At 44.3% G+C, this 18,184-nt stretch carries 16 protein-coding genes and 2 tRNA genes; 10 read left to right on the top strand and 8 right to left on the bottom strand.

Annotation, left to right across the window (positions count from 1 at the left end; genetic code table 11):
* Positions 1–20: 20 nt before the first annotated feature.
* Complete coding sequence (locus PN836_RS00570; RefSeq protein ID WP_395342325.1) at positions 21–866, bottom strand: amino acid ABC transporter substrate-binding protein; 846 nt, start codon at positions 864–866, stop codon at positions 21–23.
* On the bottom strand, positions 867–1,565 hold the full coding sequence (gene queE, locus PN836_RS00565) for a 7-carboxy-7-deazaguanine synthase QueE (protein WP_395342323.1): 699 nt from the start codon (positions 1,563–1,565) through the stop codon (positions 867–869).
* A gap of 104 nt (positions 1,566–1,669) precedes the next feature.
* On the opposite strand from queE, the gene queC reads away from it, so the two are divergent.
* Entirely contained in the window at positions 1,670–2,344 is a 675-nt protein-coding gene (gene queC, locus PN836_RS00560) for a 7-cyano-7-deazaguanine synthase QueC (protein WP_395342321.1), read from the top strand.
* Between the two features lie 29 nt (positions 2,345–2,373).
* On the opposite strand, the gene PN836_RS00555 is transcribed toward queC, so the two are convergent.
* From PN836_RS00555 to PN836_RS00545, 3 genes are all read right to left on the bottom strand, one after another.
* Positions 2,374–3,303: a LysR family transcriptional regulator gene (locus PN836_RS00555; RefSeq protein WP_395342319.1), complete on the bottom strand. Its 930-nt coding sequence runs from the start codon at positions 3,301–3,303 to the stop codon at positions 2,374–2,376.
* A 202-nt stretch (positions 3,304–3,505) separates the two neighbouring features.
* Positions 3,506–5,524 carry an excinuclease ABC subunit UvrB gene (uvrB, locus tag PN836_RS00550; RefSeq protein WP_395342316.1) on the bottom strand — a complete coding sequence of 673 codons (2,019 nt, stop codon included), beginning with the start codon at positions 5,522–5,524 and terminating at the stop codon, positions 3,506–3,508.
* A 30-nt stretch (positions 5,525–5,554) separates the two neighbouring features.
* Complete coding sequence (locus PN836_RS00545; protein WP_395345385.1) at positions 5,555–6,949, bottom strand: MATE family efflux transporter; 1,395 nt, start codon at positions 6,947–6,949, stop codon at positions 5,555–5,557.
* Positions 6,950–7,773: 824 nt separating this feature from the next.
* Here PN836_RS00545 and PN836_RS00540 point away from each other — a divergent pair.
* The 9 genes from PN836_RS00540 (at position 7,774) to nth (ending at position 14,135) form a co-directional block, all read left to right on the top strand.
* Positions 7,774–7,850, top strand: a tRNA-Asn gene (locus PN836_RS00540).
* Between the two features lie 27 nt (positions 7,851–7,877).
* Positions 7,878–7,954 (top strand) — tRNA-Asn (locus tag PN836_RS00535).
* Positions 7,955–8,192: 238 nt separating this feature from the next.
* Positions 8,193–8,771: an electron transport complex subunit RsxA gene (rsxA, locus tag PN836_RS00530; protein WP_395342314.1), complete on the top strand. Its 579-nt coding sequence runs from the start codon at positions 8,193–8,195 to the stop codon at positions 8,769–8,771.
* Positions 8,768–9,340 carry an electron transport complex subunit RsxB gene (gene rsxB, locus PN836_RS00525; protein WP_395342312.1) on the top strand — a complete coding sequence of 191 codons (573 nt, stop codon included), beginning with the start codon at positions 8,768–8,770 and terminating at the stop codon, positions 9,338–9,340. Before rsxA ends, rsxB begins: the two co-directional genes overlap by 4 nt.
* A gap of 5 nt (positions 9,341–9,345) precedes the next feature.
* Positions 9,346–10,959: an electron transport complex subunit RsxC gene (gene rsxC / locus PN836_RS00520; protein ID WP_395342310.1), complete on the top strand. Its 1,614-nt coding sequence runs from the start codon at positions 9,346–9,348 to the stop codon at positions 10,957–10,959.
* 6 nt (positions 10,960–10,965) lie between these two features.
* Positions 10,966–12,066, top strand: a complete 1,101-nt coding sequence (rsxD, locus tag PN836_RS00515; protein ID WP_395342308.1) for an electron transport complex subunit RsxD — start codon at positions 10,966–10,968, stop codon at positions 12,064–12,066.
* A 1-nt stretch (position 12,067) separates the two neighbouring features.
* Positions 12,068–12,796, top strand: a complete 729-nt coding sequence (rsxG, locus tag PN836_RS00510) for an electron transport complex subunit RsxG (protein ID WP_395342306.1) — start codon at positions 12,068–12,070, stop codon at positions 12,794–12,796.
* Positions 12,793–13,506 carry an electron transport complex subunit E gene (locus tag PN836_RS00505; protein WP_395342305.1) on the top strand — a complete coding sequence of 238 codons (714 nt, stop codon included), beginning with the start codon at positions 12,793–12,795 and terminating at the stop codon, positions 13,504–13,506. The genes rsxG and PN836_RS00505 overlap by 4 nt, the downstream gene beginning before the upstream one ends.
* Positions 13,503–14,135 carry an endonuclease III gene (nth, locus tag PN836_RS00500; RefSeq protein WP_395342303.1) on the top strand — a complete coding sequence of 211 codons (633 nt, stop codon included), beginning with the start codon at positions 13,503–13,505 and terminating at the stop codon, positions 14,133–14,135. Before PN836_RS00505 ends, nth begins: the two co-directional genes overlap by 4 nt.
* A gap of 72 nt (positions 14,136–14,207) precedes the next feature.
* Here the strand turns inward: nth and PN836_RS00495 are convergent, their stop codons facing one another.
* From PN836_RS00495 to PN836_RS00485, 3 genes are all read right to left on the bottom strand, one after another.
* Positions 14,208–14,600, bottom strand: a complete 393-nt coding sequence (locus PN836_RS00495) for a DUF6746 family protein (RefSeq protein ID WP_395342300.1) — start codon at positions 14,598–14,600, stop codon at positions 14,208–14,210.
* Between the two features lie 80 nt (positions 14,601–14,680).
* A complete protein-coding gene (locus PN836_RS00490) occupies positions 14,681–15,799 on the bottom strand; it encodes a PepSY-associated TM helix domain-containing protein (protein ID WP_395342298.1) in 1,119 nt (372 codons plus the stop codon).
* A 107-nt stretch (positions 15,800–15,906) separates the two neighbouring features.
* Positions 15,907–17,976 (bottom strand): TonB-dependent receptor, encoded by a 2,070-nt coding sequence (locus PN836_RS00485; RefSeq protein WP_395342296.1) that lies wholly within the window; start codon positions 17,974–17,976, stop codon positions 15,907–15,909.
* Positions 17,977–18,184: the final 208 nt, after the last annotated feature.

Raw genomic sequence — 18,184 nt, 5'->3', positions numbered from 1 at the left:
TCTAGCTGACTATTTCCTTATTAATTCTGCGGCTTATACCAAAGCGACTCGTCGTGTATAGGCGTTAAACTTGGAAGCAGCGGATTTGCTAACTCAAAATACCTAATCTCATCAAGCTTAAGTTGCTTAATCGTATCGCCAAAATGCTTATAAAAAAGGGCATCAAAACTACCATCGTCTAAGGCTCGTTGAAGCCCGGTTTCAATCAGTTTAGCAAGCGTCACGTTACGTTTGTTCACAAAAAAATACATCGCTGTGGAATACTGCAAGGCCAAATCGGGGCGCAAAGCAAGTTTCCCGTCTGGGTCACTTTCCAACTCCCTAAGCACCTCTATAATCGATCTAGGGAAGAAATCTGCAAGCCTATTGCTAACCATCATTTTTGCTTCTAAGTAGTCTCTCGCCGTTACCACATTGAAACCATTCGCCTGCAGTACTTTTGTATCTGGCCATGCAATTCCCTGCACGGGCTCATACTCTAACAAGCCATCGATTTCGTTAATTTTGGCCTTCAAAAACGCAGAGCCGCGCGGCGCTAGGAAAAACCGCCAGCCAATTAAGCCTTTGGCAATGGGAATACGAATGGGAAGCAGGCTTTCCTCACGATCATCGTCCGTCATCGACCACATAACATTTATTTCTAGATTTTCTTCAAGCCGTTTTACTGAACGACCTTGGCGCATTGGCGTGGATGACGGCTTAAGCTCATAGCGTACTCCCGTCTTTTCAAGTGCAAGCTCGAGCATCGCAAGGGGATATTCGTATCGTAAATCGTTTTGAACCCTCGACTGTGGGTAGGTAATCACCCACACAGCTGCATTTACCGAAATCGGAAACAAGCATAGCAATATGGCAACAGTGCGCATTTACTCAACTCCAATAAATTTATGAGTTTGCAAAGACAAACGCCAGTTGCGTTCGATACAAGTAGACACCGCAAGTTCAGTGGCACGTGCCTGCATACTAATAGGTTGCAAATATACCTGCGGGTATGAAGCGATAATGTCAGCTTGTTGGCGCAAGTTACCTAAGGTATCAAGCACTTCATCTAATTCATGAATATGCTTTTTCATGGCAACAGGATGTTTAATTTCGTTTGCACGCAAAAGTGCATCATCGCGCAACTCATACCCGCCCTTCATATTGATTTTAGGCGACAATGTGACCCATGTATCGTCGATGCACAACACTTCAAAGGTGCCGCTTGTCTCAATTTGGGTGCTGAAACCGCGACGCTTTGCTTCAGCAGTTAAGGCTCGTAAATCAAACATGCACGGCTCACCACCAGTGACCACAATGTGTTTTGCGCGGTAATTCTCACGCTTAAATAGAGCAAACAAATCATCAGGACTAGCAGAAAAATATTCATCAGTATCGCCAGATTGTCGCATGATGATGTTTTGGTCGCGCAGCTTATCGGGTTTTGTTTTCCAAGTATGCTGCGTATCACACCACGGACAGCCTACGGGACAACCTTGCAAACGCACAAAAATAGACGGAACTCCCGTGTAAGAGCCTTCGCCTTGAATAGATTCAAATACTTCATTAACCAGCAGGTTTGTCATCTTCTACCTTTATGCTTGCGCGTGCGATTAGCAATAGGATTTGGTGCGCCAATACCTTAAAATGCTAAGTATACACATAAAGCACATCTAGGTGGATACGGTTGATGCAGCAACACGCAGCGCAAAACAAAAAAGTAGTGGTCATTTATTCAGGCGGAATGGACTCATACACCGTTTTAAGGCAAGCAGATATGGCTGGATATGAAGTACACGCACTCGCCTTCAACTACGGTCAACGCCACAGCAAAGAACTAGATGTCGCCAAAGCGGTATGTGAAAAATACCAATATGCCTTCCAACTTGTTGATGTTTCGAATATTAATCCTCTAATTAAAGGCTCTGCACTGACCGACGATATCGACGTACCTGAAGGGCACTATGAAGAAGCCTCTATGCAACAGACCGTCGTGCCCAACAGAAATATGATCATGCTTTCCATGGCTGTAGGCTATGCGGTCTCCATAGACGCTGAAGCGGTCTATTTTGGTGCTCATTCAGGAGACCATGCCATATATCCAGACTGTCGAACCGAGTTTGTAGAGGCTATGAACGCTGTTTGCCAAATTGCCAATTATTCGCCAGTGGAGATTCGTGCACCATTTCTTCAAAGTGACAAAATCGACATTTTACGCACTGGACTTGAGCTTGGATTAGACTACAGTGAAACGTGGACTTGCTATAAGGGCTTAGAAAAAGCCTGTGGTAAATGTGGTTCTTGTCAGGAGCGCTTAGAAGCGTTTGAAAAAAATAACGCTATCGATCCGATAGCGTATTTCTAAAGCGTTTTTTCTTTGTTCAGCAATTATGGCTACTTCTGACTTTCAGAGACGAAATATTCTATTTCTTTAATGCAGTGACGCAATACTGGGTTAAGACGCGTGTTTTTGCCATTCATCACAAATAAGTCGTGAGCGAAGGGGAATAAGGAACCCTTAGCAATCGGGACAAGCCCTGTTGCGGCGCCCTGCTCTTTCGCCATGTAATCAGGCAATAAGCCCACATATTCGCCAGTCATGATTGCTGCCATACACACGTCAAACGAATCTGAAAAAGTTTGAATACTTAGCCTTTTGTCATTATGTATATAATTAGATGATGACAAACCCGAGATGCCAATTGCAGGATAGTCTTCTATATTGACATTATCTGGCAAGGCATCCGCCTCTCTATAGCGTGCTAGAGGGTGCGTTGGAGAACAATACAAACGCCCCTCTGTTGCGATACCCACTGGATGAAACATCACCGACTCTGGCTTAACCATATCATAAGTAGACAACACTAAATGACACTCGCCCGAAAGCGCAACATGCTCAACTTCGTTATACAATCGTGTTTGAATGTTCACATGAATATCATCGAACTTCTTCATCGTGCTTTTAACCGCTTTTGCGACGGCAAGCTGCATCGACGTTGCCAAACCAGACATTAACACAATAGTGATATGCCCCGAATAATCGTCGTGAAGGCTTTTCAGGTTAAACACGAAATTGTCAAAAGCATTGAAGATGCGCTTGGTTTCCAAAAAAACCACCTCACCCTCTTTCGTCATCTGAAAACCACCGCGGCCACGATGACATAAAACCAAATCAAGGCGTTCTTCAAGCTTTTTTATTGCCGCGCTAATATTGGGGCGCTGCATGCGAAGCACCGGCTCTGCGGCAGTAAAGCCATTGCAAGATGCAACCGCATAAAAAACACGCAGAAGTTTTATATCAGATTCCTGCAGTCGATTTAACATGATCTATCCTCAAAAAAAGTATGACGCTAGTGAAACGCGTTTGCTTTGAATATGTATTGCGACTTTCACAATGCGTGCCAAACAGAAGCAATTTTTAATAATCTTAAGTTAGTTATCGTTTTATATAACTTAAACTTTACTCTTTTTGTGAATAGCAGCTTATTTTCGCTGCTACAAACGAATACATCCAAGTGCAAAGAAACTAGGAGAGCTTAACTACCTCTGCGCGCAAGGTTTCGACTTCGTCTCGCAACGATGCCGCTTTTTCAAATTCTAAATCTCTGGCATATTCAAACATACGTTTTTCCAAATCAGCAATTTGCGACATCATTTCGGTAACCGATGAGGCCTTCTTCGCTTTTTGCTTGTCTGCAACCTTCTTCAGTTTTACCTTACTTGATGCTGGGTGCGCAGAGCTGTCCCCTACATCCATGATATCAGTGATGGGCTTATTTAACTGTTGAGGCTCTATACCGTTCTCAAGGTTGTGAGCTTTTTGTTTTTCACGTCGGCGATCAGTTTCATCAATGGCTTTGCGCATTGAGCCGGTGACTCTATCGGCGTATAAAATAGCGCGGCCATTAAGGTGACGTGCGGCGCGACCTATGGTTTGAATTAAAGACTTTTCTGCACGCAAGAAGCCTTCTTTATCTGCATCTAAAATGGCAACCAATGATACTTCAGGCATATCCAAGCCCTCTCGTAATAGGTTTATACCCACCAACACATCAAATTTACCTATGCGCAAATCGCGAATAATTTCGATACGCTCAACGGTGTCAATGTCTGAATGTAAATACCTTACTCGAACACCATGCTCAGCCAGATACTCGGTCAAATCTTCCGACATTCGTTTGGTTAAGGTCGTAATCAATACACGTTCATTTAGCTCAACACGCTTATGAATTTCAGACAGCACATCATCTACTTGCGTTGCGACCGGACGCACTTCAATTTCGGGGTCGAGCAAGCCAGTGGGCCGCACCACTTGTTCAACTACGTCTCCATCTGATTTTTCCAGCTCGTAATTGCCCGGCGTTGCCGACACGTAGATAGTTTGCGGAGAGATATGTTCAAATTCTTCAAACTTGAGCGGACGATTATCGAGCGCAGAGGGCAAACGAAAACCGTACTCCACCAGCGTTTCTTTGCGCGAGCGATCGCCCTTATACATTGCACCTATTTGCGACACGGTTACATGACTCTCATCAATAAACAACAATCCGTCCGCTGGGAAATAATCGAGCAATGTTGGGGGGGGCTCACCGGGCGCTCTGCCTGACAAATAGCGAGAGTAGTTTTCAATACCAGAGCAATAACCCAGCTCTAACATCATCTCAATATCAAACTGTGTACGTTGAGATATTCTTTGTTCCTCTAAGAGCTTGTGATTTTCTTTTAACTGTTTTTGGCGATCACCTAGTTCATTTTTAATATGCTCAATCGCATCAATTATCTTCTCACGCGGCGTCACATAATGCGTTTTCGGGAATACGGTAGTGCGAATAACGTCTTTGTCGACGGCTCCTGTTAGCGGGTCAAACAAAGATATTTTTTCAATTTCTTCATCAAATAGCTGTACGCGAACCGCCTGTTTTTCAGAATCAGCAGGAAAAATATCGATTACATCACCACGCACGCGAAAGGTTCCGCGCTCAAAAGCAATGTCATTGCGTTTATACTGTAATTCGGCCAAGCGACGTAATATATCTCTTTGGTCCATCAAATCGCCTTTTCGCAAATGCAGGAGCATTTTCATATAGCTTTGTGGATCGCCCAAACCATAAATCGCCGACACCGAAGCGACAATCACCACGTCCCTGCGCTCCATCAGCGCCTTTGTTGCCGACAAACGCATTTGCTCAATGTGATCATTAATAGAGGCGTCTTTTTCAATAAAGGTATCAGTGCTTGGCACATAGGCTTCAGGCTGATAATAGTCATAGTAAGACACGAAGTATTCAACTGCGTTATTTGGAAAAAAGTCTTTCATTTCCCCGTATAACTGCGCCGCAAGCGTTTTGTTGTGAGCAAGTATAAGCGTTGGACGCTGCACTTGAGATATAATATTCGCCATTGAGAAGGTCTTACCGGATCCGGTTACACCTAAAAGTGTTTGGCGAGCAAGGCCGCTGTCGAGTCCATCGACCAGAGCATCAATCGCTTGTGGTTGATCACCTGCTGGAGAATACTTTGAGACTAAATCAAAACCTTTACTCATTCATTTCCTAATTTCACATTGTCATTTAATTTAAGTCACGTTCTTTGCAAGAACGCTTGCTTCAAATCGATGCTGCTGCTCACTTAATTCTTTCGTAAACCAATAATATGAGAGCACGGCGGTCACAAAATTTGCTACCACACACCCCCAAAATAAGCCATGGAGGCCAAAAAGCATGCTGCCTAGGTACGCAATCGGCACATAGCATACAAAAAGTCGCACCACGCTTAAAATGAGCGCGGACATAGGCCTATGAAGTGCATTAAAAGAGGAATTGGTAAGAATAATGATGCCTTGCAGTCCATAGCCAATAGGCACAATTAATAAAAAGAGTTGAATATAATCACTTACCACTTCTTCTTTTGCGAATGCCTCAGCAATAAACGGTGCGCTAAGTGCCAATACGGCAAACATGGCAAGTTGAAACACCATTACAAATTGTAAACTGATTCGATAGGCCGTTTTTATGCGGTCAAATTGATTTGCACCAAAATTCTGGCTTATGAACGGGGGAAGCGACATTGACAAAGCGAGCACTAATATACTTGCCATTGACTCGAGCCGATTCCCTACCCCCCATGCAGCGACAGCTTCTGCGCCATATGTTGCAACTACCGCGGTTAATACACCGCCTGCAATTGGCGTCAGCATATTCGCACCCGCTGCCGGGATGCCAATGCTCAGTACCCCTCTCGCTGCATGTTTGAAATCAGTGTAGTTGAGTAAACGAGGTTCTATTAGCTTTCGTTGGTACGCCAACAAGTAAAGTATCCAAACCACACAAACGGCCCAAGCAATACAGGTTGCAATAGCGGCGCCCATAATGCCAAACGCTGGAATCGGTCCGAAACCAAAGATTAATATGGGATCGAGCAAGGCGTTTATGCCGCCTCCCGCTGCCATTATAATACTGGGAGTTTTTGTATCGCCCGCCGCCCGAAGCACGCTATTACCCACCATAGGAATGGCAAGTAACACGCCTGATAAATACCAGACCGACATATAGTCGCGAATGTAAGGCATAAGATTATCGGTGGCACCCATTGCATAGAAAATCGGTTCAATGAGCAAATAGCCAATAAAACACAAACCACTGACCAAAATGACAGAGAGCATAAGCGAGCCGCTAGCAATGGCCTTTGCATGCTCACTTTCACCGCTTCCTAAGAACTTACCAATAACCGCTGACGCGCCAATGCCTAGCCCAATGTTTAGACTAATAACCGTAAAAGTGACGGGGAAAGTAAAACTGATAGCGGCTAATTGCTCGGTTCCCAAAAGGCTTACGAAGTAAGTATCAACCAGCGAAAATGTCATCAACATGATCATGCCGATGATCATCGGGAGCGTCATGCTTTTTAGGGTGCTTGCGATGTCACCGCTCGTCAGATCTCTGGGCCTTCGACTCACAAAGTTATCACTTATATTCAAATCTCATGTTGGTTTTGCTGGAATAAATAAAACGTCCAGAAAAATCGATTTAGTTGTTCGAAAAACTTCTCTTACAATCAATAATTTACATTATGCTTATAAATATTAACTGTCATAAAAATGACATAAGTCTCAGTCAAAGCATTGACAAATCAAGATTTTAGTTTTTCATCTTAAAAATAACACACAGGGTGTTACGTGTTAGAACGTGTTTTGTCCACAACTTTATTTTAAAATGTATAAAAAATTTTAAGTAGCTGATTTCAATAAGAAAAGTAATTTTTTCATAAAAAAGCGATTTTTTTTATTGACATAGCACGTAAAACTTTTTCCGTCATGTCCGCATTTTAATACACAGACTTATCCACAGAAAAAGTGGATAAGTGGCTGCGCCTTAAGAATGACGGTTGATTGGTGCAAATAGACAAAACCTTATGTAAGTCGTTACTAACCATTCGACTGCCATCGCTATATTACAGATTTATGAAGTGCTGTAAATACACACAGTGATCAAGACTTTTTTAATACGAAAAAACGATTACATCTAGCTTATTATATTATTTTGGTTATAAGTAATAAAAACAACGCTAGCCAGTTAATGCGTCTCTTATTTGTAATACACCGCTACTATATGCGATTGACATTTGCTATTTAAAAATACGAAAAAACGTGAAATATTTCTTCGACTCAAGCTTAGCATTATCTTAAAAACTTGCGTAAAGACCTTGAGAAAAATATCGCGATAGATGAAAAAACCTCAATTGTTTATTGACAGCAATGTGGATGCTCATTAATATGCGCATCCGTTGAAAGACCGGTCCCCCTTAGCTCAGTTGGTTAGAGCGACGGACTGTTAATCCGCAGGTCCCCCGTTCGAGTCGGGGAGGGGGAGCCATCTTTTCAACGAAAACGCACACAAAATTCCCCCTTAGCTCAGTTGGTTAGAGCGACGGACTGTTAATCCGCAGGTCCCCCGTTCGAGTCGGGGAGGGGGAGCCACTTTTCTCAGTCTTCGGACGATGCCTTGTATCATTTGTCGTACATCTTAAATTCCAAGCGTCTATTTTAATCTGATTTCGTATTGTTAAATCACCCTGAACAAGCGATAATTCGCTGGTTTTGCGTTGTCGCGCTCATGCGTTGAACGCGTGACTTATGATTAGGCTTCATAGACTTGGATTTGAGCTTCCGCTCTTTTGCACAGTTTTTACACAAACAAATTTTAAACCGACTATTGATGACTGAATTATTACTATTACTGCTGGGCACGGTCTTGGTGAACAATTTTGTTTTGGTTCAGTTTCTAGGGCTGTGCCCATTCATGGGTGTATCCGGCAAATTAGAGACCGCTATGGGCATGTCCATGGCGACTACTTTTGTGCTGACACTTGCTTCGATGAGCAGTTATTTGGTAGAGACTTATATTCTCAGTCCTTTAGGTATTGAGTATTTGCGTACGTTGAGCTTTATTTTGGTGATAGCTGTTGTGGTGCAATTTACGGAAATGGTCGTGCGGAAAACTAGCCCTAGTTTGTATCGCCTATTAGGGATATTTTTACCGCTGATCACGACTAACTGCGCCGTGTTAGGCGTTGCTTTATTAAACACAACTAAACAGCACAATTTTGTGGAGTCTATAGTCTATGGATTTGGCGCTGCTGTGGGTTTTTCGTTTGTTCTTATTCTATTTTCTGCCATGCGCGAGCGTTTGGCAGCTGCCGATGTACCCACTCCGTTTAAAGGCGCGTCAATTGCCATGATTACGGCTGGGTTGATGTCACTGGCGTTTATGGGTTTTACTGGGCTGATTAAATGAGTATAGCCATTATCGCTATTTTAATCATTGGTGGATTAGCGCTAGTGTTTGGCGCTATCCTCGGTTTTGCTTCTGTTCGATTTAAAGTTGAAAGCGATCCGCTGGTTGAACAAATTGATCAAATACTACCCCAAACGCAATGTGGACAATGCGGCTACCCTGGTTGCAGACCCTATGCAGAAGCTATCGCAAATGGCGACGAAATCAATAAATGTCCACCTGGCGGTGAGGCAACTATTAAAGAGCTTTCCGACTTAATGGGCGTAGAAGCGAAACCCCTGGATGCCGCCCACGGCGTTGAAGATATTAAAAAAGTCGCCTTTATTCGAGAAGACGAATGCATAGGCTGTACAAAGTGTATTCAAGCCTGCCCAGTAGATGCCATTCTTGGTGCAGCAAAGCAAATGCATACTGTCATTATTGATGAATGCACCGGATGTGATTTGTGCGTGGACCCCTGTCCTGTAGATTGCATAGACATGGTGCCACTTAACGACAGTAGCGAAAGTTGGCAGTGGAATTTTGATCGCGTGCCAACGGGCGACATTCCAATAAAGCAGGTGTCATAAAAGCGATGTTTGCAGACTACGACTTAATTATGGAGCGACTCGCGCAACAAAACCTGTGGGATTTTCCGGGGGGTGTCGAGCCACAACAATACAAAGAGCTCTCGAATCAAAGCGACATCGCAACAATGAGCCTTCCTGAGCGCGTTTATATTCCGCTCAAACAGCACATAGGTGTTAAAGGCGAGCTTATCGTAAAAGAAGGCGATACCGTATTAAAAGGCCAAGCCTTAACCGCGAGTGATAATGCCTTTTCCGTTCCCATACACACTTCAACTTCTGGCAAAGTTATCTCCATTGGTGAACATGTTGCAGCGCATCCTTCAGGCTTAAAAGAGCCCACCATTACCATTGAAGCGGACGGTAAAGACTTAGAGTGTGAACCAAAACCACTTTCGGATTATAAGCAGCACTCCAAAGCCGAGATTATTGAAGCCATTTGCAAAGCAGGTATCAGTGGAATGGGCGGCGCTGGCTTCCCAACCCATCTAAAATCAACCAACGTTAAACCCATTGAGTTTTTAATCATCAATGGCATCGAGTGTGAACCCTATATTACCTCTGACGATAGGTTAATGCGCGAGCACGCTTGGCAAATTAGGCAAGGCATCGATATTCTGATGCATCTTTTGCAAGCACAACAAGTCATCGTAGCAGTTGAGGACAATAAGCCGGAAGCTTTATCGACGATGTCGATTGCCTGTCAGCAGCAAGAGAACTATCAAGTTATTAGTGTGCCGACCAAATACCCTGCTGGCGGCGAAAAGCAGCTCATTCAGGTATTGACCTCAAGAGAAGTCCCCGCAGATGGCTTGCCTATAGACGTAGGGTGTTTGATGTATAACGTTGGCACATGCTACGCGATAGCAGACGCCATAATGGAAGGAAAGCCTCTAATTGAGCGAGTTGTTACCATAACTGGTAAAGCTGCTCAGAAACCACAAAACGTATGGGCCAAAATTGGCACGCCGATTAAACATTTGCTGCATTACGCCCGGTATGAGCCTGAGTTTCAGCCGTATCCAAGAGTCATTATGGGTGGTCCCATGATGGGATTTACCTTGAGCTCCGTGCAAGTTCCTGTGGTTAAGATCACCAACTGTATACTTGTACCCGCCAGCGGCGAACTACCCATAGTGGAAGATGAGCGCGCTTGCATTCGCTGCTCAGCTTGCGCTGACGCCTGCCCTGCCTCACTCTTACCGCAGCAAATGTTCTGGCATAGCAAAGCAAAAGAGTATGATAAAGCACAGGAGTACAACTTGTTTGACTGCATTGAATGCGGAGCCTGCGCCTACGTATGCCCAAGCGAAATTCCACTAGTACACTATTATCGAAAAGCAAAAGCTGACATACGCGCTCAGCAAAGTGAAAAAGAAAAAGCAGAAAAGGCGCGGGTTCGATTTGAGGCAAGAAAAGCGCGACTTCAGCGCGAGAAAGAAGCGCGCGAAGAAAAGCATCGCTTAGCTGCTGAGGCGCGTAAAAAAGCGATGAATAAAGAGGGGAACAGCTCTAAATCGACGGCTAACGACAAAGTTGCCGCTGCCATTGCGCGCGCAAAAGCGAAAAAAGCCGCAGCAGCTGCAGACATCAAAAACAATGAGAAGCGTCAGGATGACTAAAGCCAGATGACAAAATTAACGGTAGGTAGCTCGCCGCATCATCACAACCAACGTGATACCGGCCAAGTCATGCGCTGGGTAATGTATGCCTGTATACCCGGCATATTGATGCAAACTTGGTATTTCGGGTTTGGTACCCTCATTCAAGTGAGCTTGGGCATTGTGACTGCAGTAATAACCGAAGCAATTATTGTCGAAGTGCGTAAAAAAGACACTGAGAGAGTCGTAAAAGACTCCTCGGCGGCGCTAGCAGGCCTACTTTTGGGGATCAGCGTTCCATCGCTTGCACCTTGGTGGGTTATTGTAATCGGTAGCTTCTTTACCATTGCGATTGTGAAACAAGCCTATGGCGGGCTTGGCTTCAATATGTTCAATCCTGCTATGGCAGGTTACGTCATGCTGCTCATTTCTTTTCCCGTGCAAATGACCGCTTGGCTTCCACCAACAAGCCTAGCGGAACAGAGTTTTGGATTTATTGATGCGCTTCTCACCGTTTTTACCGGTTTTACCGTGGACGGATACAGTATTGAACAGCTAAAAATTGGTTACGATGGCCTCAGTATGGCCACCCCGCTCGACCATGTAAAAACCAGTTTAACCGAGGGTTATACCGTTGGGGAAGCTTATGCCTCGTCAATCATGTCACAGTGGTGGGGAGTCGGCTGGGCGCCTGTCGCATTAGCTTATCTAGCAGGTGGACTCGCCCTGTTAAAACTTAAAATCATCAACTGGCACATTCCCGGCAGCATGATTGCAGGAGCTATGTTAACTGCGCTTGTGCTGCATTTAGCCGATACGTCGCAACATGCATCCCCCCTATTTCATTTACTCAATGGCTCACTCATTATTGGTGCGTTTTTTATCGCAACCGACCCGGTTTCAGCGGCTACTACCAATCGCGGACGCTTAATATTTGGTGCGTCTATCGGTGTGTGGATTATCATTATACGCACTTGGGGGAGTTATCCGGATGCAGTCGCATTTGCCGTAATTTTGATGAACATGGCAGTGCCGTTAATCGACTACTACACTCGCCCAAGAACCTATGGGCACAAATTAAAAACGCCAACGATATCTGAGTCAAAACCTCAGAAGGAAGAGCGTTAACATGCCCGGCTCAAAAGACAAATCAATCAAAGCTTATTTAGCCTCTGCCATTGGTAAAAACGGCGTCATTTTGGCCGCTTTTGCTCTGGTAACAACCGCATTAATTGCCCTCACTTTTGGCGCCACTAGAGACAAAATTGAGGCCGAGAAAGAGAAGCAGCTCTTAAGTGTACTCAACGAACTTGTGCCTGAAGATGCGCACGATAACGAGCTTCATCTAGATTGCATTATTGTTACAGGAGATGAGCTGTTGGGCACGGATACTGGCGAGACGCAACGAATATTTCGCGCTAGAATGAACCAGCAGCCTGTGGCGGCAATTGTTGAGACTACCGCACCGAATGGCTACAGCGGCGACATTGATCTGGTGGTCGCAGTAGACGCCGAGAATACCTCCCTTGGCGCACGCGTGGTTGAGCATAAAGAAACGCCAGGTTTAGGAGATAAGATAGATTTGAGAGTAAGTGACTGGATATTGTCTTTTTCAGGGGTAAGCTACTCCGAGCGAAGCGAGCAGCGCTGGCAGGTGAAAAAAGATGGCGGGCAGTTTGACCAGTTTACAGGCGCAACAATAACCCCAAGAGCAGTAGTAGACGCGGTGAAAAATACGGTGATTTACGTATCTAAACATCAACAAACTATTTTTGAAACGCCGTCAAATTGCAGTGCGGATGCGAGTAAGAACTTAGGGGTTAATAACACCGTTACAAGTAGCGACGTGGGCTCATGAATAAGCTAGACGAATACAAAGCCCTCAGCATACAGGGCTTATGGAAAAACAATCCTGCCATTGTCCAATTGCTTGGACTATGCCCCCTGCTTGCTGTCACAGGCACGGTAATTAATGGCTTAGGCTTAGGTCTTGCGACCACATTAGTCTTGCTCGGCTCCAACGTCACCGTATCTTTGGTGCGCAACTTTGTCCCAAATGAAATTCGCATTCCCATTTTCGTAATGGTCATCGCCGCCTTTGTAACAATGGTTGAGCTGGTAATGCACGCCTACACTTTTGAGCTTTATCAAGCGCTCGGCATCTTCATCCCACTGATTGTTACCAACTGTGCCATTATTGGCCGCGCTGAAGCCTACGCATCCAAAAATCCAGTTCAATTTGCCGCATTTGACGGACTCGCTATGGGCTTGGGTTTTACCTTTATTCTGGTCGTGCTCGGTGCCATGCGTGAAGTGTTAGGCTTTGGCACCTTATTCGCCGGTGCAGACTTACTTTTGGGTGACTGGGCAAGCGCATTAGAAATTCAAATATACAGCACGGATGCAAACTTCTTACTTGCCATTTTACCGCCCGGCGCATTTCTAGGGATGGGCTTGCTAATTGCGGCTAAAAACTTAATAGATAATGTGCTTGAAAAACGCGCAGCACAGTTGAAAACGGGTGAAAAAGTGGTGCAACGCGCACGCGTAACAGGGACCGATTTGTGAACAAACAAAAACGTTATGAAATACTCTCGCGCCTAAGAGAGAACAACCCAAACCCAACGACAGAGCTTAACTACAGCAATGCATTTGAACTGCTTATCGCGGTTATATTATCAGCTCAAGCGACTGACGTTGGCGTAAACAAAGCTACCGATATACTCTTCCCCGTTGCCAATACACCAGAAGCTATCTATGCACTCGGGCTGGATGGTCTCAAAAGCTATATCAAAACCATTGGTTTGTTTAACTCAAAAGCCAAAAACGTACTAGAAACCTGCCGAATCCTCATTGAAAAGCACAATAGCGAGGTGCCAGAAAACCGAGAAGCCCTCGAAGCCCTACCCGGTGTGGGTCGCAAGACGGCTAATGTGGTGTTAAATACTGCTTTTGGCTGGCCAACTATTGCGGTAGATACACATATTTACCGTGTCAGCAATCGTACAAAATTAGCGATGGGCAAAACCGTTGAAAAAGTCGAAGAGAAGCTTCTCAAGGTGGTGCCTAAAGAGTTTAAAGTGGATGTGCACCATTGGCTTATTCTGCACGGACGCTATACCTGTGTCGCTCGCAAACCCAGATGTGGCTCTTGCATTATTGAGGATTTGTGCGAGTTTAAAGAGAAAATGGAATAGGCAAGGTAAGAAAAAAGCAAGTCGCGGACATTCGGTAACGTTGATGCAGTTTCGTATTAACTGAAATACTATTCATTTCTTGGAACATTCCACGCCATTCAGCAGTAAATTAACTGCTGATAAATACTCAGCCCCAAACTTTGAAATCCTATCGGCTTTCATGCTTTCTGAGCCAAGGTGAATCTCTTCCAAATCGTTTTTCATTTTTTCCAGGTCTTTCTCTATTCGCATAAGCGCATTTTCAAGCGTATATGTAATCTCGTGTATTTCTAACAGGTCCTCTACCGTGTGTGATTCCTTTGCTACCAATGGTGCAAGCTTTTTATTGTGCGCTTGAGCATTACATATGGCTGCGGTCAAGTCGGGTGAATCAATTGGGACAAAATGTTGATTTGTGTCATCTGCGAGCGCTGGGCTAGCAAAGAATATGGCTGCGATGCTTGATATCGCTATTAGTTTTAACAATATTCTCTCCAAGAATAGGGCTTATAAAAAAATTAAACTAGGGATATTTGATGATTGCCAAACAATCGTCCCCGTTATCGTCAGATAAAAATCTTAAGGTAGCGTTTCCACCATAAAACCAGACCAGTCACCGATAAAAAAATAAGAGCGACACCGACGGATATGATAATTGGCAAACGAAACATTCCAAACATAGTACCAGCATGAACACTATTATTAGCAGCACCGACTAAATGCAAACCCTCGTTCTGTTCAACATGAACAACACCAATGCAGCTAGCCGATACCCACACCCGAATATCACCATCTTTTGTGTCCACATTGCTACCATCACTTAGATACAATACATGATAGGGTTGCCATGGCGCAGGGAATTCAGTCTCAATCACAGCTGCATTGGGAAACTGGCCGAGTGCTATTGCAACAGCCTCTGAAATTGTGACAGTTGCATCGCATCTTGCTGTTTCTAGCAGGGTTAATACTTCAACTGGCGGATGGTCGGTATTAGCTAGCATCCAACTGGGTTGCCAATCTGGTTTCGACCAAAACGTACCGGTAAGGCCCCACACAACAATAAAAATTGCCCCCCAAAACCCAATGATGCTATGTAAACTGAAGTTAATTTGTCTCAGCGTACCTGTTAGATTCAGTTTTAGTGCCTTACGCGTTAACACTAAAGCAGAAACACGTTGAGGCCACCACATGACAAGTCCTAGCAGTGCCATCACCGCCATTAAAATGCCTACCACCGCCAGCACAAATAATCCGATATCGCCGAGCAACAGTGTGTAGTGAAAATCAATAATATGATGAGTTATGGTGTGGTCTAAGTAAAAACTATCTATAACGGCGTCAGTTCTAGGATTAAACGTTACTATTTGCACCTCGCCGCCTTGCTCAGGCGCATTAGACAAACCATAGAGCATTTCTATTGGCGTCTCTACTTCTGCAAAACCACCGATGTACCCCAAGGGAATAAAGGCAGGGGATGTAGCTTTTTTCGCCGATTCCACATGTTGTGTGATGTTGACGGGTGAGGTATCTGCTCGCGCTTTTTCACTCGGGAAAGCACCCGTCTCTAAATGCAGTAAAGGACCGGAAAAAGCAAATGCAAGACCTGTAATCGCTACCGCTAACAAAAACAGGCTGCAAATAAAGCCCAACCAGGCATGGGTGTGAAAGATGATCTTGTTTAACATTTTACTGAGTTACTGCCTACCTTCATTACCGATCTCACAAATTCTTGCTCGTCTGACACGACAAGCTTTTGCTCGCTGCATTTTGTAAAAAGAAATTACTGAATCGGCTACAACTCCCATTCTATGCCAACGCTGACATTTCTTGGCTCACCTACACTTGCCAGTGTGCCTGAGTCGAACACCGAAACTGTGTAAAACTCATCAAATGCATTCGTAACATCTATGAACACCCGAACGTTGTTCACCTGGTAACTGGCTTGCAAATCAATCACGGTAAAGCTTTCTGTACGATTAGCCGTTAAATTAGCATCATCGCTGTAATATCCATCACTGTAGCGAGCAAACGCGCTTAAAGACAAATTATCTATCGGTCGCCAAATACTCCCTGCAATAGCAGTTACATCTGGTGAACGCTGAAATTCGTTACCTTGTATAACGGCACCAGCATTTGAATTAGCTTGAATCTCAGTGTTTGCTAAGCCGAGCCCTAAGTTCCAACTCAACTGGTCGCTTGCTTGATAGTTTAAGTCAATCTCTAAGCCAACACTCTTAGCGCTTTTTACATTGCTAAATACATTAGCAAAAAAGTCATCGCCTAAATCAACTAAAGTAGCAATTTGCATATCGTCAAAGTCACTGTAAAAAACGTTAGCGTTTACATTGAGTTTGTTGTTAAGCAATGCGCCTCGATAGAATCCTTCAAAATTAGTTAATGATTCTTCGTCAAAGGTTTCAGTAGAGAAAGTATCAAAATTAAACGTGAAACCGCCGGCGTTAAACCCTCTCTCAGTTGATACCCCAATTCGTTGGTTACTATCTAACGCGTAGGCAACTTCTAGTTTTGGTAGAAACGCATCAAAGCTATCATCAAAATCAACAGGAATAATGTCCGCAAAACCGCCGTCTCTGTCTTGACTATCTCGTTGGAAGCGACCACCCAAGGTAATGATTACATCATCAACGTTGTAACTAGCCTCTGCAAATATGCCAACGCTTTTGCGGGTCTCAGTGAAGTCACCAATACCTAAACCAAAGGCATCAAGGTTCAAACTTTCATCTGTATCAATTTGCGATAAGTAAACGCCACCAATCGCAGTCAGTGAGCCACTGTTGTCATAATGCAACAATAGCTCGTTTGTTACTTCGTCATTGTCAATTAGTGCATTGCCCTGACCAAGCGTAACCAAGCGCTCTGATGATATACTGGTTACCGTTAGTATGTTTGAGAGTGTCAGGCTATCAGATAGCTCATAACTGACGTCAGCAATGGCGCTATTTGCTTTCGTCTCAAATATTGAAATGCCCGGGTTGGTTCTATTCAGTGATTCAAAGGGAGCATCAACGCTATCAGTTTGTGGGCGGCGCGTATCGGTATGTGTAAACGTAAACAAAGCATCAAGCGCATCGTTTGCCTGTGGTTGATAACCCAATTTAGCGCGAAAATTAAGCGTTTCTTTTAAGTCAACATCTTCAGTAAAATCATTTGGCACCCCCAGAATCGAAATATAACTGTCAGCTTTGCGATAATCGGCAGATACACGAAATGCAAAATCGCCGTCACCTATAGGTGCTGAATACGCTGCCGACAGCTGCTGTGTACTTTCTTGCCCACCGATTAAGCGAACCCTAGCCTCAGCCTCATTATGATTCGGATTCGCGGTGCTAATAAAAACAGCGCCTGATATGGCATTACGACCTTGCGTAGTGGTTTGTGGACCACGGAATATTTCAACTTGCTCAATATCCCAAGCAGACTCACCACTGTATACGAACTCGTTGAAAGTAAGCTGTCGCCCGTCTATTTGTACCGTGGTGCGTGGCTGCGAGCCACCGAAGAAAGACTCTAAACTGGTAAGGATACCACTAGTGTTAATCCCTCTAATGGTTGGGCCTTGATTACCTTCACCGGTAAGCGTCACGTTCGGTGTTTGTTCGAATAACGTGGCTAATGTGTCCGCGCCCGCTAGGAAGTCTAGCTCATTGGTAGTGAATACTTTAACTGAAGACGCAGTTTCAAGTAATGTTTTGTCACTTCGCTCGCCTGTAATAACGATACTTTCAATACTGGTTAGCGTTTCATCTCGGGTGTTCGCTGGTTGATTGCTGGTCTCTTGAGCACTGGCAATTGAGGATAAACTTGCGACTACACATAGACTGATGCACGAGCGATTAAACATAAAGAAAAGGCCTCTTATAAACAAGGGCACAATAATAATGAATATATATGTAATTGCAAATGATAACTATTTTTATTTATATATAGTTGGCATGGTCAAAATTTATTAAAGCAATTTTATCTACCTTCCTTTCATCTCGACTAGCCTACTATTGCGGTAGATACACATATTTATTGCGTTAGCAATCGTACAAAATTAGCGACGATAA

It is taken from the genome of Ningiella algicola (assembly GCF_028401415.2).
Lineage (GTDB): Bacteria > Pseudomonadota > Gammaproteobacteria > Enterobacterales > Alteromonadaceae > Glaciecola.
This window is presented reverse-complemented; position numbering and strand designations above follow the sequence as displayed.